The sequence below is a fragment of the Streptococcus sp. S5 genome (genome assembly GCF_034134805.1).
GTDB classification, from domain to species: Bacteria; Bacillota; Bacilli; order Lactobacillales; family Streptococcaceae; genus Streptococcus; species Streptococcus lingualis.
Map to the genome: position 1 here is coordinate 1,761,189 of NZ_CP139419.1, position 22,441 is coordinate 1,783,629.

Annotated in this window: 25 protein-coding genes; 9 read left to right on the plus strand and 16 right to left on the minus strand. The window is 41.8% G+C overall.

Translation table 11 applies throughout. The annotated features are described in order from the left end of the window. Nucleotides 1-8: 8 nt before the first annotated feature. From nusA to SM123_RS08530, 6 genes are all read right to left on the minus strand, one after another. On the minus strand, nt 9-1,151 hold the full coding sequence (nusA, locus tag SM123_RS08505; protein ID WP_320909431.1) for a transcription termination factor NusA: 1,143 nt from the start codon (nt 1,149-1,151) through the stop codon (nt 9-11). A gap of 44 nt (nt 1,152-1,195) precedes the next feature. Then, nucleotides 1,196-1,675: a ribosome maturation factor RimP gene (gene rimP / locus SM123_RS08510; RefSeq protein ID WP_021154518.1), complete on the minus strand. Its 480-nt coding sequence runs from the start codon at nt 1,673-1,675 to the stop codon at nt 1,196-1,198. 97 nt (nt 1,676-1,772) lie between these two features. Beyond that, complete coding sequence (gene trmB, locus SM123_RS08515) at nt 1,773-2,408, minus strand: tRNA (guanosine(46)-N7)-methyltransferase TrmB (protein WP_024056398.1); 636 nt, start codon at nt 2,406-2,408, stop codon at nt 1,773-1,775. Continuing rightward, on the minus strand, nt 2,405-3,199 hold the full coding sequence (gene ccrZ, locus SM123_RS08520) for a cell cycle regulator CcrZ (protein WP_003003852.1): 795 nt from the start codon (nt 3,197-3,199) through the stop codon (nt 2,405-2,407). Before ccrZ ends, trmB begins: the two co-directional genes overlap by 4 nt. A gap of 40 nt (nt 3,200-3,239) precedes the next feature. Beyond that, on the minus strand, nt 3,240-4,295 hold the full coding sequence (locus SM123_RS08525; RefSeq protein WP_195327271.1) for an ABC transporter permease: 1,056 nt from the start codon (nt 4,293-4,295) through the stop codon (nt 3,240-3,242). Beyond that, complete coding sequence (locus SM123_RS08530; protein WP_320909432.1) at nt 4,292-5,023, minus strand: ABC transporter ATP-binding protein; 732 nt, start codon at nt 5,021-5,023, stop codon at nt 4,292-4,294. The genes SM123_RS08525 and SM123_RS08530 overlap by 4 nt, the downstream gene beginning before the upstream one ends. A gap of 67 nt (nt 5,024-5,090) precedes the next feature. Here SM123_RS08530 and SM123_RS08535 point away from each other — a divergent pair, with 67 nt between their 5' ends. Together SM123_RS08535 and SM123_RS08540 are read left to right on the plus strand one after the other, a co-directional pair. After that, nucleotides 5,091-5,504 carry an HIT family protein gene (locus SM123_RS08535; RefSeq protein ID WP_003012582.1) on the plus strand — a complete coding sequence of 138 codons (414 nt, stop codon included), beginning with the start codon at nt 5,091-5,093 and terminating at the stop codon, nt 5,502-5,504. 12 nt (nt 5,505-5,516) lie between these two features. Then, nucleotides 5,517-5,807, plus strand: coding sequence for a hypothetical protein (locus tag SM123_RS08540; RefSeq protein WP_049472476.1), 291 nt, complete (start codon nt 5,517-5,519; stop codon nt 5,805-5,807). 21 nt (nt 5,808-5,828) lie between these two features. Here the strand turns inward: SM123_RS08540 and lytR are convergent, their stop codons facing one another. The 4 genes from lytR to SM123_RS08560 form a co-directional block, all read right to left on the minus strand. Then, on the minus strand, nt 5,829-7,022 hold the full coding sequence (gene lytR, locus SM123_RS08545; RefSeq protein WP_049472477.1) for a glycopolymer--peptidoglycan transferase LytR: 1,194 nt from the start codon (nt 7,020-7,022) through the stop codon (nt 5,829-5,831). Between the two features lie 13 nt (nt 7,023-7,035). Continuing rightward, entirely contained in the window at nt 7,036-7,566 is a 531-nt protein-coding gene (locus tag SM123_RS08550; protein ID WP_049472478.1) for a GNAT family N-acetyltransferase, read from the minus strand. Beyond that, nucleotides 7,559-8,014: a tRNA (adenosine(37)-N6)-threonylcarbamoyltransferase complex ATPase subunit type 1 TsaE gene (gene tsaE, locus SM123_RS08555; RefSeq protein WP_003010422.1), complete on the minus strand. Its 456-nt coding sequence runs from the start codon at nt 8,012-8,014 to the stop codon at nt 7,559-7,561. The genes SM123_RS08550 and tsaE overlap by 8 nt, the downstream gene beginning before the upstream one ends. 382 nt (nt 8,015-8,396) lie before the next feature. Continuing rightward, a complete protein-coding gene (locus tag SM123_RS08560; protein ID WP_320909433.1) occupies nt 8,397-9,818 on the minus strand; it encodes an NCS2 family permease in 1,422 nt (473 codons plus the stop codon). A gap of 175 nt (nt 9,819-9,993) precedes the next feature. Here SM123_RS08560 and SM123_RS08565 point away from each other — a divergent pair, with 175 nt between their 5' ends. The 7 genes from SM123_RS08565 to serS all read left to right on the plus strand — a co-directional run bounded on the left by SM123_RS08565 (nt 9,994) and on the right by serS (nt 17,086). Continuing rightward, nucleotides 9,994-10,806: a Cof-type HAD-IIB family hydrolase gene (locus tag SM123_RS08565; protein ID WP_320909434.1), complete on the plus strand. Its 813-nt coding sequence runs from the start codon at nt 9,994-9,996 to the stop codon at nt 10,804-10,806. A 189-nt stretch (nt 10,807-10,995) separates the two neighbouring features. Further along, a complete protein-coding gene (gene adhP / locus SM123_RS08570; RefSeq protein WP_049474386.1) occupies nt 10,996-12,018 on the plus strand; it encodes an alcohol dehydrogenase AdhP in 1,023 nt (340 codons plus the stop codon). 373 nt (nt 12,019-12,391) lie between these two features. Beyond that, complete coding sequence (locus SM123_RS08575; protein WP_003010431.1) at nt 12,392-13,381, plus strand: PTS sugar transporter subunit IIB; 990 nt, start codon at nt 12,392-12,394, stop codon at nt 13,379-13,381. A gap of 27 nt (nt 13,382-13,408) precedes the next feature. Continuing rightward, a complete protein-coding gene (locus SM123_RS08580) occupies nt 13,409-14,212 on the plus strand; it encodes a PTS mannose/fructose/sorbose transporter subunit IIC (RefSeq protein ID WP_061455936.1) in 804 nt (267 codons plus the stop codon). Between the two features lie 18 nt (nt 14,213-14,230). Further along, nucleotides 14,231-15,142, plus strand: a complete 912-nt coding sequence (locus tag SM123_RS08585; RefSeq protein ID WP_320909435.1) for a PTS system mannose/fructose/sorbose family transporter subunit IID — start codon at nt 14,231-14,233, stop codon at nt 15,140-15,142. A gap of 80 nt (nt 15,143-15,222) precedes the next feature. Beyond that, on the plus strand, nt 15,223-15,591 hold the full coding sequence (locus SM123_RS08590; RefSeq protein WP_023920226.1) for a DUF956 family protein: 369 nt from the start codon (nt 15,223-15,225) through the stop codon (nt 15,589-15,591). Between the two features lie 217 nt (nt 15,592-15,808). Further along, on the plus strand, nt 15,809-17,086 hold the full coding sequence (gene serS / locus SM123_RS08595) for a serine--tRNA ligase (RefSeq protein WP_320909436.1): 1,278 nt from the start codon (nt 15,809-15,811) through the stop codon (nt 17,084-17,086). A gap of 42 nt (nt 17,087-17,128) precedes the next feature. Here the strand turns inward: serS and SM123_RS08600 are convergent, their stop codons facing one another. The 6 genes from SM123_RS08600 to fabF all read right to left on the minus strand — a co-directional run bounded on the left by SM123_RS08600 (nt 17,129) and on the right by fabF (nt 22,386). Next, a complete protein-coding gene (locus SM123_RS08600) occupies nt 17,129-17,899 on the minus strand; it encodes an acetyl-CoA carboxylase carboxyl transferase subunit alpha (RefSeq protein WP_320909437.1) in 771 nt (256 codons plus the stop codon). Further along, nucleotides 17,892-18,758, minus strand: coding sequence for an acetyl-CoA carboxylase, carboxyltransferase subunit beta (gene accD / locus SM123_RS08605; RefSeq protein ID WP_021154503.1), 867 nt, complete (start codon nt 18,756-18,758; stop codon nt 17,892-17,894). The genes SM123_RS08600 and accD overlap by 8 nt, the downstream gene beginning before the upstream one ends. A gap of 103 nt (nt 18,759-18,861) precedes the next feature. After that, nucleotides 18,862-20,226 carry an acetyl-CoA carboxylase biotin carboxylase subunit gene (locus SM123_RS08610; protein ID WP_045760281.1) on the minus strand — a complete coding sequence of 455 codons (1,365 nt, stop codon included), beginning with the start codon at nt 20,224-20,226 and terminating at the stop codon, nt 18,862-18,864. A 13-nt stretch (nt 20,227-20,239) separates the two neighbouring features. Then, a complete protein-coding gene (gene fabZ, locus SM123_RS08615) occupies nt 20,240-20,665 on the minus strand; it encodes a 3-hydroxyacyl-ACP dehydratase FabZ (RefSeq protein ID WP_003004019.1) in 426 nt (141 codons plus the stop codon). Continuing rightward, nucleotides 20,662-21,150, minus strand: coding sequence for an acetyl-CoA carboxylase biotin carboxyl carrier protein (gene accB, locus SM123_RS08620; protein WP_049482591.1), 489 nt, complete (start codon nt 21,148-21,150; stop codon nt 20,662-20,664). The genes fabZ and accB overlap by 4 nt, the downstream gene beginning before the upstream one ends. A gap of 3 nt (nt 21,151-21,153) precedes the next feature. Next, a complete protein-coding gene (gene fabF, locus SM123_RS08625; RefSeq protein WP_003010454.1) occupies nt 21,154-22,386 on the minus strand; it encodes a beta-ketoacyl-ACP synthase II in 1,233 nt (410 codons plus the stop codon). Between the last annotated feature and the right edge of the window lie 55 nt (nt 22,387-22,441).

The following is a 22,441-nucleotide window of genomic DNA, read 5'->3' on the forward strand; positions in this document are numbered from 1 at the left end:
TCCCTCTCTTAATCGACTTGCTCTTCGCCACTTTCTACTTGGTCTTCAAAAGTTTCTTGAGCTGCTTCCATTTCTTCGAACTCACTAGCAGATTTGATATCAATGCGGTAACCAGTCAAATGAGCTGCCAAACGAACGTTTTGACCACGACGACCAATGGCAAGAGATAATTTGTTGTCTGGAACCACAACGAGAGCATGTTTGCTATCTTCATCATCAAAAATAACTTGGTCCACTTCTGCAGGAGCGATCGCATTATAGATGAATTCAGCTGGATCTGGAACCCACTCGATGACATCGATGTTTTCTTCTGTCGGAACCATACGGTCTAATTTTTGATCGTATCGAGCTGGGTGGAACTTGCTGGTAATCTTTTTAATATTCGATCCACCACGACCAACGATAGTCCCAATCGCATCTACGTTTGAATTATGGCTACGAACCGCAACTTTTGTACGATCTCCAGCTTCACGCGCTACACTCATAATCTCAACAGTTCCATCATAGACTTCAGGAATTTCTTGTTCCATCAAACGTTTGATCATTTCAGGATGGCTTCGGCTAACAAAGACATTGACACCACGAGGGTTATCTTCTACCTTGTAAACAAAAACTTCGATCCGGTCATGGGATTGGAAGACTTCTCCTGGAATTTGGTCTTGCTTAGACAATTGAGCTTCGATCGAACCAAGATTGACATAGATAAATCGATTGTCAAAGCGCTCCACCGTTCCACTCATGATTTCATTTTCATGTTCTTTATAAGTGTTATAGGTGATGGTGCGCGTTTGCTTACGCATTTTTTCCATGATCGTTTGTTTAGCAGATTGACCTGCTACACGACCAAATTCAGCTGGTGCTTCTTCAAACTTGATCTTATCCCCCAACTCATAAGCAGAGCTAATGGCCAAGGCATCCTTCAAGCTGATTTCTAAACGGCTATCAAAGACTTCATCCACCACTTCACGAACCGTATAAACACGGAAATCTCCAGTTTTTTCATTGAATTCAATCGCTGCACTTTCTGATTGTCCATAACGACGGCGATAAGCTGAACGCAATGATTCTGTGACGGCTTCGATGATATCTTCTTTTTTGATCCCTTTGTCTTCTTCCAAAATGCGGAAGGCTTCTAGCATTTCTTTACTCATGTTTTTCTTGCCTCTACTATAAAGGCATCCTTTCTTTCATTCTGTTACAATTTTACAGCCAACCTTGCTTTGGACACAAGGTTATAAGGAATTTCTACAGTTTTCTTTCGTGTTTTATCCATATACTCAATGGTCAAAACATCCTCTTCAAAACCTACCAAGTTCCCCTCAAAGACCTTTTGCTTTTCAACAGCCTTATACAAGCTGATATTGACATACTTGCCAACAGCTCCCTCGAGTGCTTCCTTGGTTTTCAAAGGTCTCTCCAAGCCAGGACTGGTAACTTCTAAAAAGTACTGTTCTGGAAATGGGTCTGGTTTAATTTGATCCAATAGCGGGCTAATGATTTCTGTCAAATCCGCTGTATCATTCAGTGTGATCCCTTCTGGTTTGTCTACGAAAATGCTTAAGACGTAGTCACCACCCATTTTGCCATATTCAACATCGACCAATTCAAATGGTTCCTTGATGGCTGGCTGAATCACTTCTGTTACTAAGTCAACAATCGTTGCGATGGTTGCCACCTCCTCATAGATAAGAGGCGAAGATATTTCCCCGCCTCTCCTTTTCTATTCATTTAATGTATTATAACACGATTCCCCAATGATTGCAAGGAATATGCTAAAACTGTGCTTCTACACGGTAAATGACCTGACCTTTACTTGAGAACTTCTTCTCATATTCCGTCATGACATTCCCCTCAAAATCACTAGCATGAAGGTCTAGCCAGACTCCCTTCAAAGTCATCCCATATTGCGAAAAGCTCACCAAACTGTATTCAAACAGACCTCGATTATCTGTTTTAAAGTGAATCTCCCCATGTTCTGGAAGAATTTGCTTGAAGGTATCCAGGAAGGTCTTGTAGGTCAAACGACGCTTCTCATGACGTTTCTTAGGCCAAGGATCTGAAAAATTCAGATAGAGTTGATCAATTTCCCCATCTTCAAAATAGTTGGTCAAGCTATCTCCGTCTACCCAAAGCAATTTAATGTTAGGAACATCAGCTTCTAAGACCTTATCTAAAGCATAACTCAAGACCGATTTTTGAATATCAATTCCAATGTAGTTGATCTCTGGATTGGCCTTAGCCATCCCAGTAATAAAGGCCCCTTTTCCGCTACCCACTTCGATATGAATAGGATGGTCATTCCCAAAAATCTCATGCCACTTTCCCTTGGCATCTTCTGGATTTAGGACCACATATTGCGGGTTCGCTTCTAATAATTCAGTCGCTCCCTTGCGATTTCTAACTCTCATATTTCCTTTCCATATTTCAACCGGAAATTGCGCAGAGCATAGATCTCGCGATTGACATTTTCTAAATCATTATTTTCATAGTATTTAGCAATTTGGCACAAGAAAGAGTATTGACCAAACCAATAGAGTTTATCAAATACTTTTTGATTGTACTTGTAGCCATAATAGCCTAACCAATCGCGCCAATTAGAATCTGGGATATAGTGACTCAAGATATGCGCCACATCCAACATCCGGTCTGTCAAACGAACAGAGTCCCAGTCGACTAGATAAATCAAGCCGCTCTCTGTCTCAATCCAGTTACTATGACGAACATCCCCGTGGACGATCGTCGCATAATCCTCCCGAAAGGCAGGCACTGTCTTACGTAAATTCTTTACGACTGATTGGATATAGTGGTTCTGACGTAGGGCAATTGGCAACCGGTTACTCCAAGAATTGAGCAATTCTAATGGAGATTCCACAGGATAGCCAAGTTTTTTTAATTGAGTCATCAAAGGTCTAGAACGGTGCAATCTCGTTAAAATATTGACGACTTGTTTTTTCGACATCCCATTTGGCGTGAGAATTTCCCCATTCAACCATTCTTGGGCACTCATCACATTTCCATCTGGCAAGCGTCGACTCCATAACAATTGAGGAGCAATCTGTTCTTTTGCTAGACCCGCAAGGATTGGGGTCGTATTCATTTTTACAAAAACGCGCCCACCATCTGGGTAGGTCCCCATGTAGGCCTTCCCACTCTTCCCAGGAATTGGGGTGAGGCTTAGCTCTTTTTCATTCGAGTCCATCTTTTCCTCCGTAAAAAGTTTCCAATCTATTTTACTAATTTTAACGACTTTCGTCAACCAAGCGCGCCATCTTAAATGGAAGATAGAGTAGGATTAAAGCAACTGTATAAGCCAGTAGGCCTAACAACAGGACTTTATCTGAAATAAAGACCAGGCCAATTCCTCCTTCTATCACCGTTATCATCCCCATGACCAGCTGAATCGTTTTGTTCAACCCTGCCTTTTTACTGCCCTTTTTCATCGGGAAAAGGAGGGTCAAGGGTTGGTAATCAAAAGCACTGTAAAGCCCCAGTAATTGAAAAATAACCAAGTAATTGAGCAAGGCTACAAGGGCAATCACTACGAGAGGCTGGGGAATAAAGATGATAGCGAGAATGGAAAGAGCCAAGAGTCGTAGAGTCATAGAGAAAAGATCTCCATTCCGTAGGAAGGAGCGCATATATAAGTGCAGCCACGTATTGCCATGTGTTTTGGGAAGAAGCCCTAAGAAACCATCCAAGTACGCTCTTCTTTTGACACTGTTAGTAATACCTTTCACCGTTGTAAACAAGGCAAAGAAGCGAAGAATCAATTGTTTCCTTGCATTCTCACGAGCAATAGCCAAGGGCCAATTTAAATTTTCATCCTGGTAGAAACGCGCTTCCTTCCAGCTAAAAACAGCCCCTTTAGCCACCCCTAAGACAAGGATATAAGCTACAATAGCAAGTTTATCCAGCCCTGTTGCCAGAAGAAGAGGCACAAATAATAGAAGGACAAAACTTTGAATCAAAAACCAAAACACAAAAGACTTCTTGGCCTGCCCTTTGACATAACGTTTCACTTCCTCTTCCTTTACCAAAAGGAATAAAGCATCGGGCTTCTCTAAGTAGGTCGCAATGGAGCCAATCGGAACCAAGAGGAGCAAGCCAATCATGAGACTCCAGCGGATCAGGCTTGTATCTTTGGGTAGATCTTGCAAGAATTGGCTGTATTGAACCGCCAAAAATCCTATGAAAATCAACATAAAGAGAACGAAATGATCATTGAGAACATAGCGGCTATATTTTACACATTGAGTTCGAAACGTTTCTTGCCGTTTTTTCATCAACTCTTTCATGCTGTTTCCTCTTCTGTCAAGGTCATGTAGATATCATTTAGACTTGCTTTCTCATCCCCAAAAGTTGAACGCAGCTCGTCCAAGGTCCCTTTTGCTCGGACCTGACCCTTATGGAGGATCACAAAACCATCACACATCTTTTCAGCCGAATCCAGAACGTGGGTACTCATCAAAATCGATTTTCCTTTTGCTTTCTCATCTGCCAATAACTGAATCAAATCTGCAATCGCAACAGGATCCAATCCCAAAAAGGGTTCATCGACAATATAAAGACTTGGATCCACTGCATAGGCGCAAATAATCATGACCTTTTGCTTCATCCCTTTTGAAAACTGGGTCGGGAACCAATCTAATTTTTCAGCCAAACGAAATCGTTCCAACAAAGGCTGGACGCGCACCATGACCTGCTCCATGTCTAAATCATAGGCCATAGCTACGGTCTCGATATGCTCTCTCAAGGTTAATTCTTCATATAGACTAGGGGTTTCTGGAATATAACCAATTTTCTTGCGGTATTCCGTTGGAGCTTCTGGCAGACTCAAGCCGTCAATCCGTACTTCACCAGCATAAGGATGCAGGAGACCAATAATTTCATTAATCGTGGTTGACTTCCCAGCTCCATTAAGTCCAATCAAACCAATCAGTTGGCCATCCGGAACTGAAAAACTCACCTCTTTCAGGACAGGGATGTTGACATAGCCCCCTGTCAACTTGTTGATTTCTAACATATTTTCTCCGATTTCTGGTATAATGTTCTTATATTATAACAAAATTTAGTCTAAATGAGGTGTATTTATGGTTGACGATTGTATTTTTTGTAAGATTATAGCTGGCGACATTCCTTCCTCCAAAGTCTATGAGGACGAGGAAGTCCTCGCATTTTTGGACATCTCTCAGGTTACACCAGGTCATACGTTAGTGGTTCCAAAAAAACACGCTCGCAACCTCTTAGAGATGGACGAAACCGCCACAGCTCAACTATTTGCACGTGTTTCTAAAGTTGCTAAAAAAGTAGAAGCTGCTACCCAAGCTAAGGGAATGAATATCATCAGCAACATGGAAGAAGTTTCTGGACAAACCGTATTTCACACACATGTCCACATTATCCCTCGCTATTCCGATCAAGATGAGCTTGCCATTTCTTTTACTGAACACGAGCCTAATTTTGAACAACTAGCAGTTCTCGCAGAAACCATCAAAAACAGTTAAAAAGGAGGCCATATGAAACTCAAAAATCTCTTTTGGTTTGCAACAGGAGCTAGCATTAGCTACCACCTGGTTAAAAACCGCAAAGAAATCAAAACAGAGGTAACTGAATCCAGCCAATTGGTTAAGGGAATTCAAGATAACCTAGCAAAAATCCAACGCAATCTGGATATTATCCAAGCCCAACAGACCAATCTTCAAGAATTGGTAACGGATTTCCAATACAAGACCAAATTATTTAGTCAACAAGCAACAGCCTCTCTAAAAGAAATTCAAGACATCTGGCAACCAAGTAAAAACGATTGAGAAAACTCAATCGTTTTTTTCTTATTCTGAAGGTACCGTAGGTGTCACACTGCTCGACTCTGTAGCTGCAGGAGCAACTGGTGTCACTGGTGCAACAGAACTTTGAGGCGTCACCACTCCCGTATCCTGGGTCGATGGTACAACTGGTAGTTGGTTAAACTCTTGGTAAACAGGCGCTTCCTCAGATGATGCCGCTGGCGTATCATTTTGAGAAGAAGCATTCTTCAACTCTTCATCTCCATCTAATAGGTAAGCATTGGTTTTCAATGTTTTGATTTCTTTTAGTCCCAAAGCTTTACGGATGATATTTTGAATTTTCAAGATATGTTTTGAAGTGACAATCTGATAACTTCCGCCATCTGCTAAGGTGGCATCTTCTCCTTTCAGCTGGTACTGATGAATCGTTGAAAGGGCATCTTTATATCCTAGCAATTGAAGAAGGCTATTACTGTCAAGCGCTATGTTGGTTTGCATATTATCGCTAACAGACTCAATGATTCCTTTGTAGTGACTCAAACTATTGAGGCTTAAAACTTTCTCAACAATCTTTTTGATCACTTCACGTTGGCGTTTTTGACGTCCGTAGTCTCCTTCTGGGTCTTGGTAGCGCATGCGTGAATAAACGAGAGCTTGGTCCCCATTAATCTCCTGACGTCCTGGTGCGATCTTAGCCGTATATTCTGGCTCATTTTCCTCGATCGAGATATCGAAGTCAAATGGATTGTTGACTGTGATGCCACCAACCTTATCCACTAATTGAACCAGCCCCTTCATATTGATCATGACATAGCGGTCAATATGGATATTCAAAAGATCTTGAATGGTCTTAATGGCTAACTTGGCACCACCTTGAGCATAAGCCGAATTCAATTTTGCTTGGACCGTTTCGCCATCTGAAGTAATATTGGTTAGGATATCTCTTTCCAAGCTAGTCATGGTTGTTTCTTTTGTTTGAGGATTAACAGTCACCAAAATCATAGTATCACTATTTCCGGCCCAAGGATCTTCCCGAGAACCGCTACCTGTATCAACCCCCATCAAAAGGATGGTCATCGGCTTGTTTTCTGCAATGACATTGGTCTCATTTCCAAAGCCTTTATAGGTCTTACTGAGAGTCCCAGTCGTTTGGTTTAGGATGGTAAGGCCATAAGCCCCAATCCCAATCACTGTTACCGTCAATAAGCTCAAAAACATTAAAATAATTTTTTTAACCATATAGAATCTCTCTCTAATCTATCAGTTTCCCCATAAGGTAAACATCTAAGAATTCTCCTTCAGCTGAACAAGCTCCACGAGCTTGGCAACCTTCGATCTCAAAACCTAACTTTTTATACAGGTGAACCGCCCGTTCATTGCGCACTTGGACATTCAAGACTAGTTTCCTAAGAACACCGGTCGAGTGCGCCCACTCGATCCCTTCTTCCAACAGGATCTGTCCAAGCCCTTGATTCCAATAAGCTTTTTGAACCACAATAAAGACATCACCAATATGCCGAATGGACCGTTGAGAAGCTGCAGTGATATTTAACAAAGCTGCCAGTTCCTGATCTAGAAATAGCAAGAGGCAAATCCGGTTTTCCGCCATCTCTTGCACCATCAGAAATTGCTCCATGTCTGCTGGAGACATGCCAATTCCAGCTTCATCTAGTGTCATGTAATCTGACTCTTTCCCAACTTGATTTAAGAAATCAACGACAAGAGCCGCATCTGCACTGTCAGCTTGCCGAATTTCTACTGTCACTTCCTTTTCCTTAGTCATCCGTTTTTTCCACCTGCTCAAAGGATGTCAGTAAAGCTTCTGCACGCGCTCCATGAGCTTCAAAAGCTAACTCTCGCCCATCTTCTAATTTTCGGATAAAAATTTTTAGATAAGCATCCGAAAGACTCGGCTCAATCAGCTCTCCCCATTCAATAATGGTAGCACCATCTCCAAATAGAAAATCATCTAAATCAATAGAATCTGGATCATTCCCAATCCGGTAAACATCCAAATGGTATAAAGGCAAGCGACCTTCGTATTCACGAACAATGGTATAGGTCGGGCTTTTAATCATCTGATCAATCCCTAACCCCTTTGCAATTCCCTTGGTAAAGGTCGTTTTTCCTGCTCCTAGATCACCTGATAAGATAATCACGTCTTGCTTTTCTAAGAGTTTTCCTAGCTGTTTTCCTAGAGCGATCAGCTCCGTTTCATTGTGACTAATCATTTCTCTATTATACCAAACTTTTTAAAAATCTGCTCTTTCTTTTAGAAATTGTTCGACTCAGGTTTGCTTTTTAGATAGATAGACAAACTATTTTAAAGTAAAATAAGTTAAGTGATTCTGCAAAAAAAAATAAATTTGAGTTCCAATTTTTAAATCGATTTAAGAAAATACTGAAACTTTCCGCTGTGAGAAAAGTGCCTGAAACAATAACGTTTCAGGCACTCGGAATTATTGAGACCTTAGGCTCAATAATTAGTCATGGAACTTCAAAGAAGTTCGCTGACGTCCGTACTCACCTAAGGAATGTTTTTGGTATAACTTTGTCTTCAATCTGAAAGGAATGGGAGACAACTCCCATTCCTTTTTGGCACTTTTCTGATACTTAATTCAAGGCCATGCTAACGTAGTTTAAAATAAAGAGAACATCTAGGATCCAAATCATGCTATGCACTTCTTTGGCTTGTCCTTTAACCACTTTCACCAAGCTATAGGTGATAAATCCAGCAGCGATCCCTTGAGTAATTGAGTAGCTGAAGCCCATAAAGATAGAAGTGAAGAAGGCAGGAACGGCTTCTGACATATCTTCCCAATGGATATTTTTCAAACCACTCAACATCATGATCCCAACAACAATCAAAATTGGGGCTGTAGCAGCGGTCGGTACAATCGCCAACAAGGGACTAAAGAGACTTGAAATAGCAAAACAGATCGCTACAACCAAGGCTGTCAGACCAGTTCGTCCACCCGCTCCAATACCGGCTGCAGATTCAACATAGGTCGTTACATTCGATGTCCCTGCAATAGCTCCAACTGAAGTCGCTACGAGGTCTGAATAGAGCGCTTTATCTAATTTAGCTGATTGATGATTTTCCCCATTCGTCGCAACAATCCCAACTGTTTCACCCGTACCGATCAAAGTTCCGATTGTATCAAAAATATCGGTCAAGGAGAAGGCTAAGATTGCCATGAAGGTCTCAGGCAAACGAGACGTATTGGAAATCAACGAACCCAATCCTTTCGATCCTAAAGCTTGACCAAAGATCGTGCCTAAATCCTTAAAGGCAGCTCCTAGATGGTTACTTGCAAAGTCGATTTTGCTGATATCAACAACATGGATGAGAATTCCAAGAACCGTCGTCACTAAGATGGAAAGGATAATCCCTCCCTTAATCCCCTTGACAACAAAGAAAATGGTAATCGCAAGACCAACAAGGGCCAAGAGGACGGCTGGATTGTTAAAATCAACCAAACCAGGAACAGCAGATGCATTGGCTGAGATCGTTGCATTCGCCTTATCTGCTCCTTCTCCGACCACTGTGTAGGTATGAGGGTCAATCGTAAATTTCAAAAATCCTGCATTCTTAATTCCAACATAGGCCAAGAAAATCCCAATCCCCGCTGAAATAGCAGAACGTAGGGCTGTCGGAATCGATTCGATGATCATCTTCCTAACATTTGTCAATGTGATGATCAATGAAATCACACCACAAATGAAGACCATTCCTAAAGCTTCCTGCCAGGAGTAGCCCATACCAAATACAACGGTAAAGGTAAAGAAGGCATTCAAGCCCATTCCTGGTGCTTGTGCATACGGTAAATTGGCATAAAAAGCCATCATCAAGGTTCCGACAACAGATCCAATAATCGTTGCAAGGAAGACCCCTTGAGCTGGCATCCCTGTTTGTGACAACATTTGCGGGTTTACGAAGAGGATATAACTCATCGCAAAAAAGGTTGTCAAACCAGCAAGAACCTCTGTTCGAACAGTGGTTCCATGTTCTGAAAGTTTAAAAAACTTATCCATTTCAGAATAAACTCCTTTTTCATCATTCTCGCTCCCAATCAATTTGCGAACGTTATTTCTATTTTACCAAAAGATCTTTCGCCTTTCAAGAAATCCCGCTTCTCTTCTCGATTTTTGAGCGCTTTTCCGATTTTTCTGATATAATGGTCTCATTCTTCTCGAAAGGAACTGAAATATGCATAAAAAGATGATCGCTCTAGATCTAGACGGCACTCTCTTAAATTCCGAAAGCAAATTGAGCGACTTTACCATTGATACGATAAAAAAAATTAGTGCTCTTGGCCATAAAGTCATTATTACAACAGGCCGCCCCTACCGTATGGCACATACCTATTACAAACAACTAGTGCTAGATACTCCGATGATCAATTTTAACGGCTCCCTTACGCATCTACCTGAGAAAAAATGGGCAGATGAACAATGTTTGACTTTAGATAAAAAATACCTGTTAGATATGGTCGCTAACCGAGACACTATCCAAGCGGACTTTATAGCAGGCGAATACCGCAATAAATTCTTTATTACCGATCCAAATGAGCACGTTGCAGATCCTAAATTATTCGGGATTGAATCTTTCCAACCAGAAAATCAATTCAACCCCGAACGGGTAACGAGCGACCCAAACTGTATCCTCTTTCAAACGAAAGCGGAAGACAAATATGCTCTGGCAGATGAAATGAATCGGCATTATAACTACAATCTGTCTATCAATACTTGGGGTGGTCCCTTAAATATTCTGGAATGCAATCCAAAAAATGTGACCAAAGCTTCTGCTCTGACCTACCTTCTAGATAAACTCAATATGGATCAGAAGGATTTGATTGCCTTTGGAGACGAGCACAACGATACCGACATGCTAGCTCTCGCTGGTCATGGATACGCCATGAAAAACGCGAGCTCTGTCCTACTTCCTTACGCGGATTCCGTCACAGATTTTACCAATAATGAGGACGGTGTCGCGCGCCAACTAATTCAATTATTCTTATAATAGGAACAGACATGAGCTATCCCTCATGTCTGTTTCTATCCTAAATACTTAATCGGTTAATCAATACCCTCCTATTTTTACATTTTTTTCATTGCCTTGCCATCTAGTTTGTGATATTATTAACATAGTTATTAAAGAAGCGCTTTCAAAAATGCTAAATCGCTTCTCGTTCACTTAAGGAGGAACAAAATGAAAGCTGTTGTTGTAAATCCAGAAGGTACTGGTGTTGAAATCGTTGCAAACAAAGACATGCGTCCACTTGAAACAGGGGAAGCTCTTGTTCAAATCGAATACTGTGGTGTCTGCCACACTGACTTGCACGTTGCTCACGGAGACTTTGGTAAAGTTCCAGGACGTGTTCTTGGACACGAAGGAATCGGTATTGTTAAAGAAGTTGCTCCAGATGTCAAGAGCCTAAAAGTTGGGGATCGTGTCAGTGTCGCATGGTTCTTCGAAGGATGTGGAACTTGTGAATACTGTACAACTGGTCGTGAAACTCTTTGCCGTACTGTAAAAAATGCTGGTTACTCTGTTGATGGAGGGATGGCTGAACAATGTATCGTTACTGCAGATTACGCAGTGAAAGTACCTGAAGGATTAGATCCAGCCCAAGCTTCTTCTATTACCTGTGCAGGTGTTACAACTTACAAAGCCATCAAAGAAGCCAAAGCTGAACCAGGACAATGGATCGTTATCTATGGAGCTGGTGGACTAGGAAACTTGGCTGTTCAATATGCTAAGAAAGTCTTCAACGCACATGTCATCGCTGTCGATATCAACAATGATAAACTGGAATTAGCGAAAGAAGTTGGTGCAGACTTTGTCATCAACGGTCGCGAAGTTGATGATGTCCCAGGATTGATCAAAGAAAAAACAAATGGTGGAGCTCACTCTGCTGTCGTAACAGCTGTTTCTAAAGTAGCTTTCAACCAAGCAGTAGATTCTGTTCGTGCAGGTGGCCGCGTGGTCGCAGTTGGTCTTCCTTCTGAAATGATGGACCTCAGCATTGTGAAAACTGTATTAGATGGTATCCAAGTCATTGGTTCTCTTGTAGGAACTCGTAAAGACTTGGAAGAAGCTTTCCAATTTGGAGCAGAAGGCTTGGTAGTCCCTATCGTTCAAAAACGTCCAGTAGAAGATGCTGTCAAAGTCTTTGACGAAATGGAAGCTGGAACCATTCAAGGACGTATGGTACTTGACTTTACAAACTAAACAACTGAACCTACAGGACTAGCCCAACTGGGCTAGTCTTTTTTAGTGCTCCCAATCACTCTATTTTACAATTTATTATATATTTATTTTTATTTTCGAGAATATCGTTTGATTGTCGGAATCTTTTCATTGAGAACAAAATCCTATAAAACATATCTATTATTGTTTTTTTAAGCATCAACAAGTAATAAACAAAATGCATTCAAGAGCATTCTTTTTCTATCTAACGATAATTTAATATAATAAATCAATATTTTTACATCGAGATTTTGATAGAAAAATTGACTTAAGTGTGGAAACGATTTATAATAAAGTAGCTTAAAGTTTTCTTAAACTGAAAGTCAAACAAATTTTATAAGGAGGAATGTCAATAATGAGTATTGGTATCATTATTGCTAGCCACGGTGAATTTGCAGCTGGAATCCACCAATCCGGCTCGATGATCTTTGGGGATCAAGAGAAAGTTCAAGTGGTTACGTTCATGCCAAGTGAAGGCCCGGATGATCTCTATGCTAAATTCAATGCAGCTGTTGCCGCATTTGATGCAGAAGATGAAGTCTTGGTTTTGGCTGACCTTTGGAGTGGTTCTCCATTTAACCAAGCAAGTCGCGTCATGGGAGAAAATCCAGATCGTAAATTTGCGATCATTACAGGATTAAACCTTCCGATGTTGATTCAAGCTTATACAGAACGTTTGATGGATGCAAATGCCGGCGTTGATCAAGTCGCTGCAAACATCATTAAGGAAGCAAAAGACGGTGTCAAAGCCCTTCCAGAAGAATTGAATCCTGTTGAAGAAGCTAGTACAGCCGCTGCTGCTCCTGTAGCCCAAGCTGCTATTCCAGAAGGAACAGTTATCGGAGATGGAAAACTCAAGATTAACCTTGCCCGCTTAGATACACGTCTTCTTCATGGACAAGTGGCAACTGCTTGGACACCTGATTCAAAAGCCGATCGGATCATTGTTGCTTCAGATTCTGTTGCCAAAGATGAACTCCGTAAGGAATTGATCAAACAAGCGGCACCAAATGGTGTGAAAGCAAACGTTGTCCCAATTCAAAAATTGATCGACGTTGCAAAAGATCCACGTTTTGGAAATACCCATGCTTTGATCTTATTTGAAACACCTCAAGATGCTCTTCGCGCCATCGAAGGTGGTGTTCCGATTAAAACCTTGAACGTTGGTTCAATGGCCCACTCAACTGGTAAAACCATGGTGAACAATGTGTTGTCAATGGATAAAGATGACGTGGCTACATTTGAAAAAATGCGTGATCTTGGAGTTGAATTTGACGTCCGTAAAGTGCCAAATGACTCTAAGAAAGATTTGTTTGACTTAATTAACAAAGCTAACGTTCAATAATCGATTACTTACGAAAGGATTTTAAACATGTCTATTATTTCTATGGTATTAGTGGTCGTTGTTGCCTTCTTAGCAGGTCTTGAAGGTATCCTTGACCAATTCCAATTCCACCAACCCCTTGTTGCTTGTACCTTAATCGGTTTGGTAACAGGTAATTTGACTGCTGGCATTATGCTTGGTGGTTCACTTCAATTTATTGCACTTGGCTGGGCAAACATTGGTGCCGCAGTTGCACCCGATGCTGCCCTTGCATCTGTCGCTGCTGCCATCATCATGGTACTTGGGGGAGACTTCAGTACAAAAGGAATCGCTGTCGCTCAAGGTGTCGCTATTCCACTTGCAGTTGCTGGCCTTTTCTTGACCATGATCGTCCGTACCCTTTCCGTTGGTTTGGTTCACACTGCCGACGCTGCTGCTAGAAAAGGGGATATCAAAGGTGTAGAACGCGCTCACTTTGTGGCCCTTCTTCTTCAAGGTCTTCGTATCGCCATTCCTGCAGCCCTCTTGTTGATGATTCCTGCTGAAACTGTCAAAACTGCTCTTGAACAAATGCCAAAATGGCTCTCTGATGGAATGCAAATCGGTGGTGGTATGGTTGTAGCCGTTGGTTATGCCATGGTTATCAACATGATGGCGAGCCGTGAAGTATGGCCATTCTTTGCCATCGGTTTTGCTCTTGCAGCTGTTAGCCAATTGACCTTGATCGCTCTTGGAGCAATCGGTGTTGCTCTTGCCTTAATCTACCTTTCACTCTCTAAGAAAGGTGGCAATGGAGGTGGCGGAGCCGCTACTTCTAACGATCCAATCGGCGACATTCTCGAAGACTATTAAGAAAGGTGTGACACTATCATGACTGAAAAATTACAATTATCTAAATCAGATCGTCAAAAAGTTTGGTGGCGTTCAACCTTCTTGCAAGGTTCTTGGAACTATGAACGGATGCAAAACTTGGGTTGGGCATACTCATTGATCCCAGCTATCAAAAAACTCTACACAAAGAAAGAAGACCAAGCGGCTGCTCTTGAACGTCACATGGAATTCTTTAACACTCACCCATACGTTGCTGCTCCTATCATCGGGGTAACACTTGCTCTTGAAGAAGAAAGAGCAAACGGTGCTGCGATTGACGATGCTGCCATCCAAGGGGTTAAAATTGGTATGATGGGTCCTTTGGCGGGTATCGGAGATCCAGTCTTCTGGTTTACAGTACGTCCTATCCTTGGTGCCCTTGGTGCATCACTTGCTGCGTCTGGTAACATCCTTGGCCCACTCATCTTCTTTATCGCATGGAATGCGATTCGTATGTCCTTCTTGTGGTACACGCAAGAACTTGGCTACAAAGCAGGTTCTGAAATTACCAAAGATATGTCTGGTGGGATCTTGCAAGACATCACCAAAGGAGCTTCTATCCTCGGGATGTTCATCCTTGCTGTCTTGGTAGAACGTTGGGTATCTATTAAATTCATCTTTAATGTTTCTTCTGTCAAATTAGACGACAAAGCTTATATCCACTGGGATAAACTTCCTGAAGGATACAAGGGTATCCAAGAAGCCTTCGCTCAAGTTGGCTCAGGTCTCTCTCAAACACCTGAAAAAGTTACGACTTTCCAACAAAACTTGGATTCATTGATTCCTGGTTTGATGGGATTACTTCTTACTTTTGCTTGTATGTGGTTGTTGAAGAAAAAAGTATCTCCAATCGCCATCATCATCGCCCTCTTTGTAATCGGTGTATTAGCACACGTTGCTGGCTTGATGTAAGCAAAGATCAACTAAAAAGAAGGTTTCGGCCTTCTTTTTATTATGATATAATGGAGTGAACAGCAATACAGGAGGATCTCATGGCTCAATCATTGAATAAAACCGTTGAATTCCATACTACAGGGGTTTCTTACCTTGGAGTGGGGGGAAAGGTTGGAAAAATCCTAGTCGGGAATGCCGCTTTTGAATTTTATGCGGATGCAAATGTAGAAGACTACATCCAAATTCCCTGGCAAGAAATCGAGCGAATCGGAGCCAATGTATCCGGACGTAAAATTAGCCGCCATTTTGAAATCTATACCAGAGAATCAAAATTTCTCTTTGCTTCAAAAGACTCTGGAAAAATTTTAAAGATTGCTCGGGAACATCTAGGAAATGATAAAATTGTCAAACTTCCTACGTTGATCCAAATCATCACGGCTAAAATTAAAAATCTATTTGCAAAATAGAATCTTTTCTTGTATAATAGACGCAAACGGATAAGTAAGTTAAGAGTCTCTTTCAGAAAGTCTGCGGTTGCTGCGAGCAGATAGAAATCTTAATTGAAATTCTACCGTTTCTTTAAAATACAATATCGAATCAAGTGCACACCTGTGAAGTTGGATGGAACCGTGGCTCTGCCACTCCAACACTCTAACAGGTGTGTTTTTTGTTAAAGGAGAAGCTATGTTAGATATTAAACGGATTCGTACAGACTTTGATACGGTTGCTAAAAAATTGGCAACACGTGGCGTAGATGCAGCTATTTTGAATGAAATGAAAGAAATCGATGCCAAACGTCGAGATATCTTAGTCAAAGTAGAAAATCTTAAAGCAGAGCGTAACACTGTATCTGCTGAAATCGCACAAGCTAAACGCAACAAGGAAAATGCAGATGATAAGATTGCTGCCATGCAAACCCTCTCTGCAGAAGTCAAAGCATTGGATACAGAATTGGCTGAAATCGATGCCAAATTAACTGAATTCACTACTACCCTTCCAAATATCCCTGCTGATAGTGTCCCTGTTGGAGCAGATGAGGATGACAACGTTGAAGTTCGCCGTTGGGGAACTCCTCGCGAGTTTGACTTCGAACCAAAAGCTCACTGGGATTTAGGTGAAGACCTTGATATCCTTGACTGGGAACGCGGGGCTAAAGTTACTGGTGCTCGTTTCCTCTTTTACAAAGGACTTGGAGCTCGCTTAGAACGCGCTATCTACAACTTCATGTTGGACGAACATGGCAAGGAAGGCTACACTGAAGTCATCCCTCCTTACATGGTCAACCATGATTCTATGTTTGGTACTGGACAATATCCAAAATTCAAGGAAGATACTTTTGAACTTAGCGATACCAATTACGTCCTCATTCCAACAGCCGAAGTTCCTTTGACAAACTACTACCGCGATGAAATTCTTGATGGGAAAGACCTTCCAATCTACTTCACCGCTATGAGTCCATCTTTCCGTTCAGAAGCTGGTTCTGCTGGTCGTGATACTCGTGGCTTGATCCGGTTGCACCAATTCCATAAGGTTGAAATGGTGAAATTTGCCAAACCAGAAGAATCATACGATGAATTGGAAAAAATGGTTGTCAATGCTGAAAATATCCTTCAAAAACTGAACCTTCCATACCGTGTGGTAGCTCTCTCCACTGGAGACATGGGCTTCTCAGCTGCTAAGACTTATGACTTGGAAGTATGGATTCCGGCGCAAAACACCTACCGTGAAATCTCAAGCTGTTCCAATACAGAAGATTTCCAAGCTCGCCGTGCGCAAATCCGTTACCGTGATGAAGCAGATGGCAAGGTAAAACTCCTTCACACTTTGAACGGTTCTGGGTTGGCTGTTGGACGTACCGTCGCTGCTATTCTTGAAAACTATCAAAACGAAGACGGTTCTGTGACTATTCCAGAAGTCCTCCGTCCATACATGGGTGGCGCTGAAGTCATCGCACCAAAATAAAGTTTAAAAAAACTGAGTCTTGCAAATTGCAAGCTCAGTTTTTTAATATTTACGAAAACGTTGGTAGCGTTGCTCTAAAAGATCCTCCAGAGGTACGGCTTGTAAAACCTTTAACTCTTCCTGTAATTCCTTCTTCACTTGAGCCAGTAGTTCACCATTTGAAAATCCATGCTCTGGAATCACCTTATCGACAATGTCCATATTTAACAACTCGTGAGAAGTAATCTTCATCAACTCTGCTGCTTCCATGGCACGGCTTCCATCTTTCCAAAGAATAGAGGCAAAACCTTCTGGACTCAAGACTGCATAGATGGAGTTTTCTAGCATCCAGACCTTATCTGCTACAGCCAGAGCCAAGGCCCCACCAGAGCCACCTTCTCCGATGATAATCGCGATAATTGGAACTTTTAAATCACTCATTTCCATGAGGTTGCGGGCAATAGCTTCACCTTGTCCTCGTTCCTCGGCACCAACACCAGGATAAGCACCCGCTGTATTGATAAAGGTCACAACTGGACGGCCAAACTTCTCCGCTTGCTTCATGAGGCGTAAAGCTTTTCGATAGCCTTCTGGATGTGGTTGTCCAAAATTACGTTTTAGATTATCCTGAAGATTTTTTCCTTTTTGGATCCCAACGACTGTAACCGTTTGATCGCCTAAGCGTCCAATCCCACCAATCACCGCACCATCATCACGGAAGTTTCGATCTCCATGCAATTCGATAAAATCATCAAAAATTCCTTGAGCAAAATCAAGAGCAGTCAATCTTCCTTGGTCACGTGCTTCTTTAATAATCTGTGTTATTTTACTCATGTTTACCTCCATGAAGGGCCAATAATTGTCCAACTGTTGCTCGGATTTGGCTTCTCTCCACGATCAAGTCTACAAATCCATGTTCTTGTAGAAATTCTGCTTTTTGGAAATCATCTGGCAATTTTTCACGCACAGTTGATTCGATCACGCGACGACCGGCAAACCCGACCAAGGCCTGACTCTCTGCCATGATAATATCACCTTCCATAGCAAATGAGGCTGTCACCCCACCAGTTGTCGGATCTGTCAATACTGTCAAATAGAATAATTTTTCTTTAGAATGATGTTGAACAGCCGCAGAAATCTTTGCCATTTGCATCAAACTCACGATTCCTTCTTGCATCCGAGCACCACCGGAAGCGGTAAAGAGAACAACTGGCAATTTTTCTTTTGTCGCAAATTCAAATAAACGAGTAATTTTTTCACCTACTACAGAACCCATTGAAGCCATGATAAAGTTGGAATCCATGATCCCAAGCGCAACTTTTTGCCCTTTAATCAAGGCAGTGCCAGTCAGGACTGCTTCATCCAGTCCTGTCATTTCCCTCACTGCTGCTAGTTTTTTCTTATAATTTGGGAAATTCAAAGGATCTGTCGTTTCGATTCCTGTAAACATTTCTTCAAAGCTAGCTGGATCCACTGTCAGCGCCAAGCGTTCTTTAGCAGAAATACGGAAGGTATAGCCACAGTTTGGGCATACCCGTTCACTACCTAAATCCTTTTGGTAAATGGTATGTTTACAACCTGGGCATTGTGAAAATAGTTCATCAGGAACTTCAGGTTTTGGCTGAGGCTCCTTCCAGGCTGACCTATTCGGATTGATCCGAATATATTTATCTTTTTTAGAAAATAATGCCATTACTTACTCCTTATAATATGCTACAGTATCTGCAGCATTACTATAAAAGCCCGAAACTGTGAAGATGATGTTCATACTCCCCTCACAAGTCCAGGCTTTTTCATCATTCCTTATTATAATTTGGAAGGAATTGTTCCATCAAAAATGCAGTGTCATAATCACCAGCGATCACATGTGAATCTGAAATCAAATCCAACTGGAAACTGCTATTGGTTGTGACACCATCGATTTCCAACTCATAAAGAGCACGCTGCATTTTCATCAGTGCATCAAAGCGATTTTCCCCATGGACAATGATCTTGGCAATCATACTATCATAGTATGGTGGAATCGTATAACCAGGATACACAGCAGAATCCACACGCAAGCCAACCCCACCACTTGGAAGATAGAGATTAGTGATCTTACCTGGGCTTGGTGCAAAGTTAAAGGAAGGATTTTCCGCATTGATCCGGCATTCAATCGCATGGCCTTTAATGACAATATCCTCTTGAGTAACGGATAATTCTTGGCCAGCTGCGATTTTAATCTGTTCCTTAACGATATCAACTCCTGTTACAAATTCCGTGACAGGATGCTCTACTTGGACACGGGTATTCATTTCCATAAAGTAGAACTCACCCTTGCCTTCATCATACAAGAATTCAATCGTTCCAGCATTCTCGTACCCAACTGATTCAGCTGCACGAACAGCTGCAGAACCAATCCGATCACGAAGCGTTTTTCCAATAGCAATCGAAGGGGATTCTTCTAGAACTTTTTGGTTATTTCGTTGAAGAGAACAATCGCGTTCACCTAAGTGAATGACATGTCCATGCTGATCCGCTAAAATCTGTACTTCAATGTGGCGTGCCGGATAAATCACCCGCTCCATATACATGGCACCATTCCCAAAAGCAGCTTGAGCTTCTGAGGAAGCAGATTCAAAAGCAGCAACCAAATCTTCTGGTTTTTCAACCTTCCGAATTCCCTTGCCACCGCCTCCTGCAGATGCTTTCAACATCACAGGGTAACCAATACGCTCTGCAATCTCGAGTGCTTCTTCAGCAGTATACACTTCACCATCTGATCCAGGAATAACAGGCACTCCTGCTTTGATCATCTGTTTACGAGCATTAATCTTATCCCCCATCAAATCCATGACTTTAGCAGAAGGACCAATAAATTTAATGCCCACTTCCTCACACATGGTTGCAAATTTTGAGTTTTCACTTAAAAATCCAAAACCAGGGTGGATAGCTTCTGCACCTGTTAAGACAGCTGCAGACAAGACAGCACTCATATTCAAATAAGATTCTGTTGATTTAGCAGGGCCAATACAGACTGCTTCATCCGCTAGTAAGGTATGCAAGGCTTCTTTATCAGCAGTAGAATACACCGCAACCGTCTCGATGCCAAGTTCACGAGCCGCACGAATAATGCGCACTGCAATCTCACCACGATTGGCGATTAAGATCTTACGAAACATAGATAGGCCTTTCTTAATTTCCAATTGCAAAAGTAAGTGTTCCTGAAGCTGCAAGCTTACCGTCTACCTCTGCTTTCGCTTCAACAACAGCAATGGTTCCACGACGTTTGACAAAAGTAGCTGTCATCACCAGTTGATCTCCTGGAACGACTTGTTTTTTAAACTTCACCTTGTCCATCCCTGCATAAAAGACTAATTTCCCTTTATTTTCAGGTTTTGACAACTCTAGTACACCTGCTGTTTGTGCCAAAGCTTCCATGATAAGAACACCTGGCATAACAGGATATTGTGGAAAATGTCCATTAAAAAATGGTTCATTAATTGTCACATTTTTAATGGCAACAATCGTATCTTCGCTTGTTTCCAATACGCGATCCACCAAAAGCATTGGGTAACGATGTGGCAAAGCCTCACGAATAGCATTAATATCAATTGTCATTTGATTCGAACCAATCCTTTTCCAAATTCAACCATTTCTTCATTCGTTACCAAAATTTCAGTGACTACCCCATCTTTAGGCGCTGGGACTTCATTCATCACTTTCATGGCTTCGATAATCAAGAGTGTTTGACCCTTAGTAACTTTGTCTCCTACAGATACAAAGGCTGGTTTATCCGGAGCTGGCGACAAGTAAGCCACCCCAACCAATGGACTTTCAACCACATCACCTTCTGCAGCCTGAGCTGGAGCAGCAACTGGTTCAGCCGCTACAGCTGGAGTTGCTGGTGCTTCAACAACAGGGGCTACTACAGGAGTTTGAGGAGTTGCTACCACTTCAACTGCAGGAGCAACCGGTGTAGCCGCAACTGAACTCGTTTGGTTTTTACTCAAATTCAATTCTTCGCCATTATTTTTATATGAGAATTCACGCAAAGTTGACGCATCAAATTGAGCCAACAAATCTTTGATTTCAGAAATATTCATGAATTAACCCTCCCAACGTTTAAAGGCCAGAACAGCATTGTGTCCTCCAAAACCAAAGGTATTTGAGATAGCGTACTGAATATCCGCTTCTTGACCTTCACCATAAACAACGTTTGCTTCGATATAGTCAGACAATTCTTTAGTACCAGCAGTTTTTGGTACAAAGCTGTGACGAATCGCTTCGATGGTAGCAATCGCTTCAACCGCACCAGCAGCACCTAACAAGTGTCCTGTAAATGATTTAGTAGATGATACAGGAACTTCTTTACCAAGGACAGAAACAATAGCTCCGCTTTCACCTTTCTCATTAGCAGGTGTAGATGTACCATGCGCATTGACATAATCGACATCTTCAGGCTTGATACCCGCTTCATTGATCGCTAATTTAATCGCTTTAGCAGCACCTGAACCATCTGGTGTCGGTGTTGTCATATGGTAGGCATCACAGTTCGAACCGTAACCAACAATTTCAGCTAAAATATTAGCACCACGTTTTTGGGCATGTTCCAAGCTTTCGATGACAAGAACCCCTGCACCTTCACCCATCACAAAACCATTACGGTCTTTGTCAAATGGGATAGATGAACGTTCTGGATCTTCCGTTGTTGAAAGGGCCGTAAGGGCATTAAAACCACCGATACCAATCTTGGTAATTGAAGCTTCAGCACCACCTGCCAAAACAACATCATGCATACCAAATTTAATTTCACGGAAAGCTTCACCAATGGCATCATTAGCAGAAGCACAAGCTGTTGTTACGGATTTACATACCCCTTGAGCCCCAATCTTAAGTGCGATGTTTCCAGCACCCATGTTTGAAAGAGCTTTTGGAATAAACATTGGTTGGATTCTCTTCATCCCACGTTCATGCATCCGGATAATTTGATCTTCCAATTCTTGCAAACCACCGATACCAGATGATACAATCACGCCTACTCGATCACGGTCTTCTTCTTCCATATTCAAGCCTGAATTTTCAATAGCTTCCATCGCAGCATAGATTGCATACAATGAGTAAGTATCCATACGATTTTGATCTTTTTTCACAAAATATTTATCGAATGGGAAATCTTGAATTTCACCAGCATTAAAGACTGGAATTTCAGAAGCATCAAATTTCGTAATGGGCTTGATTCCAATTTTTCCTTCATGAAGGCTATTCCAGAACTCCTCTGGTGTATTTCCGATTGGTGAGGTTACACCGTAACCTGTAACAACAACACGATTTGTAGACATATATATTCTCCTTTTGTCGGATGGATATTTAAGTAAGTGATTTTCGATCAGTAAG

Bases quoted from the DNA above. Each gene is read 5' to 3' on its own strand.
- nusA (WP_320909431.1), bottom strand. From the start codon at position 1,151: ATGAGTAAAGAAATGCTAGAAGCCTTCCGCATTTTGGAAGAAGACAAA.
- trmB (WP_024056398.1), bottom strand. From the start codon at position 2,408: ATGAGAGTTAGAAATCGCAAGGGAGCGACTGAATTATTAGAAGCGAAC.
- ccrZ (WP_003003852.1), bottom strand. From the start codon at position 3,199: ATGGACTCGAATGAAAAAGAGCTAAGCCTCACCCCAATTCCTGGGAAG.
- SM123_RS08525 (WP_195327271.1), bottom strand. From the start codon at position 4,295: ATGAAAGAGTTGATGAAAAAACGGCAAGAAACGTTTCGAACTCAATGT.
- SM123_RS08530 (WP_320909432.1), bottom strand. From the start codon at position 5,023: ATGTTAGAAATCAACAAGTTGACAGGGGGCTATGTCAACATCCCTGTC.
- SM123_RS08535 (WP_003012582.1), top strand. From the start codon at position 5,091: ATGGTTGACGATTGTATTTTTTGTAAGATTATAGCTGGCGACATTCCT.
- SM123_RS08540 (WP_049472476.1), top strand. From the start codon at position 5,517: ATGAAACTCAAAAATCTCTTTTGGTTTGCAACAGGAGCTAGCATTAGC.
- lytR (WP_049472477.1), bottom strand. From the start codon at position 7,022: ATGGTTAAAAAAATTATTTTAATGTTTTTGAGCTTATTGACGGTAACA.
- SM123_RS08550 (WP_049472478.1), bottom strand. From the start codon at position 7,566: ATGACTAAGGAAAAGGAAGTGACAGTAGAAATTCGGCAAGCTGACAGT.
- tsaE (WP_003010422.1), bottom strand. From the start codon at position 8,014: ATGATTAGTCACAATGAAACGGAGCTGATCGCTCTAGGAAAACAGCTA.
- SM123_RS08560 (WP_320909433.1), bottom strand. From the start codon at position 9,818: ATGGATAAGTTTTTTAAACTTTCAGAACATGGAACCACTGTTCGAACA.
- SM123_RS08565 (WP_320909434.1), top strand. From the start codon at position 9,994: ATGCATAAAAAGATGATCGCTCTAGATCTAGACGGCACTCTCTTAAAT.
- adhP (WP_049474386.1), top strand. From the start codon at position 10,996: ATGAAAGCTGTTGTTGTAAATCCAGAAGGTACTGGTGTTGAAATCGTT.
- SM123_RS08575 (WP_003010431.1), top strand. From the start codon at position 12,392: ATGAGTATTGGTATCATTATTGCTAGCCACGGTGAATTTGCAGCTGGA.
- SM123_RS08580 (WP_061455936.1), top strand. From the start codon at position 13,409: ATGTCTATTATTTCTATGGTATTAGTGGTCGTTGTTGCCTTCTTAGCA.
- SM123_RS08585 (WP_320909435.1), top strand. From the start codon at position 14,231: ATGACTGAAAAATTACAATTATCTAAATCAGATCGTCAAAAAGTTTGG.
- SM123_RS08590 (WP_023920226.1), top strand. From the start codon at position 15,223: ATGGCTCAATCATTGAATAAAACCGTTGAATTCCATACTACAGGGGTT.
- serS (WP_320909436.1), top strand. From the start codon at position 15,809: ATGTTAGATATTAAACGGATTCGTACAGACTTTGATACGGTTGCTAAA.
- SM123_RS08600 (WP_320909437.1), bottom strand. From the start codon at position 17,899: ATGAGTAAAATAACACAGATTATTAAAGAAGCACGTGACCAAGGAAGA.
- accD (WP_021154503.1), bottom strand. From the start codon at position 18,758: ATGGCATTATTTTCTAAAAAAGATAAATATATTCGGATCAATCCGAAT.
- SM123_RS08610 (WP_045760281.1), bottom strand. From the start codon at position 20,226: ATGTTTCGTAAGATCTTAATCGCCAATCGTGGTGAGATTGCAGTGCGC.
- fabZ (WP_003004019.1), bottom strand. From the start codon at position 20,665: ATGACAATTGATATTAATGCTATTCGTGAGGCTTTGCCACATCGTTAC.
- accB (WP_049482591.1), bottom strand. From the start codon at position 21,150: ATGAATATTTCTGAAATCAAAGATTTGTTGGCTCAATTTGATGCGTCA.
- fabF (WP_003010454.1), bottom strand. From the start codon at position 22,386: ATGTCTACAAATCGTGTTGTTGTTACAGGTTACGGTGTAACCTCACCA.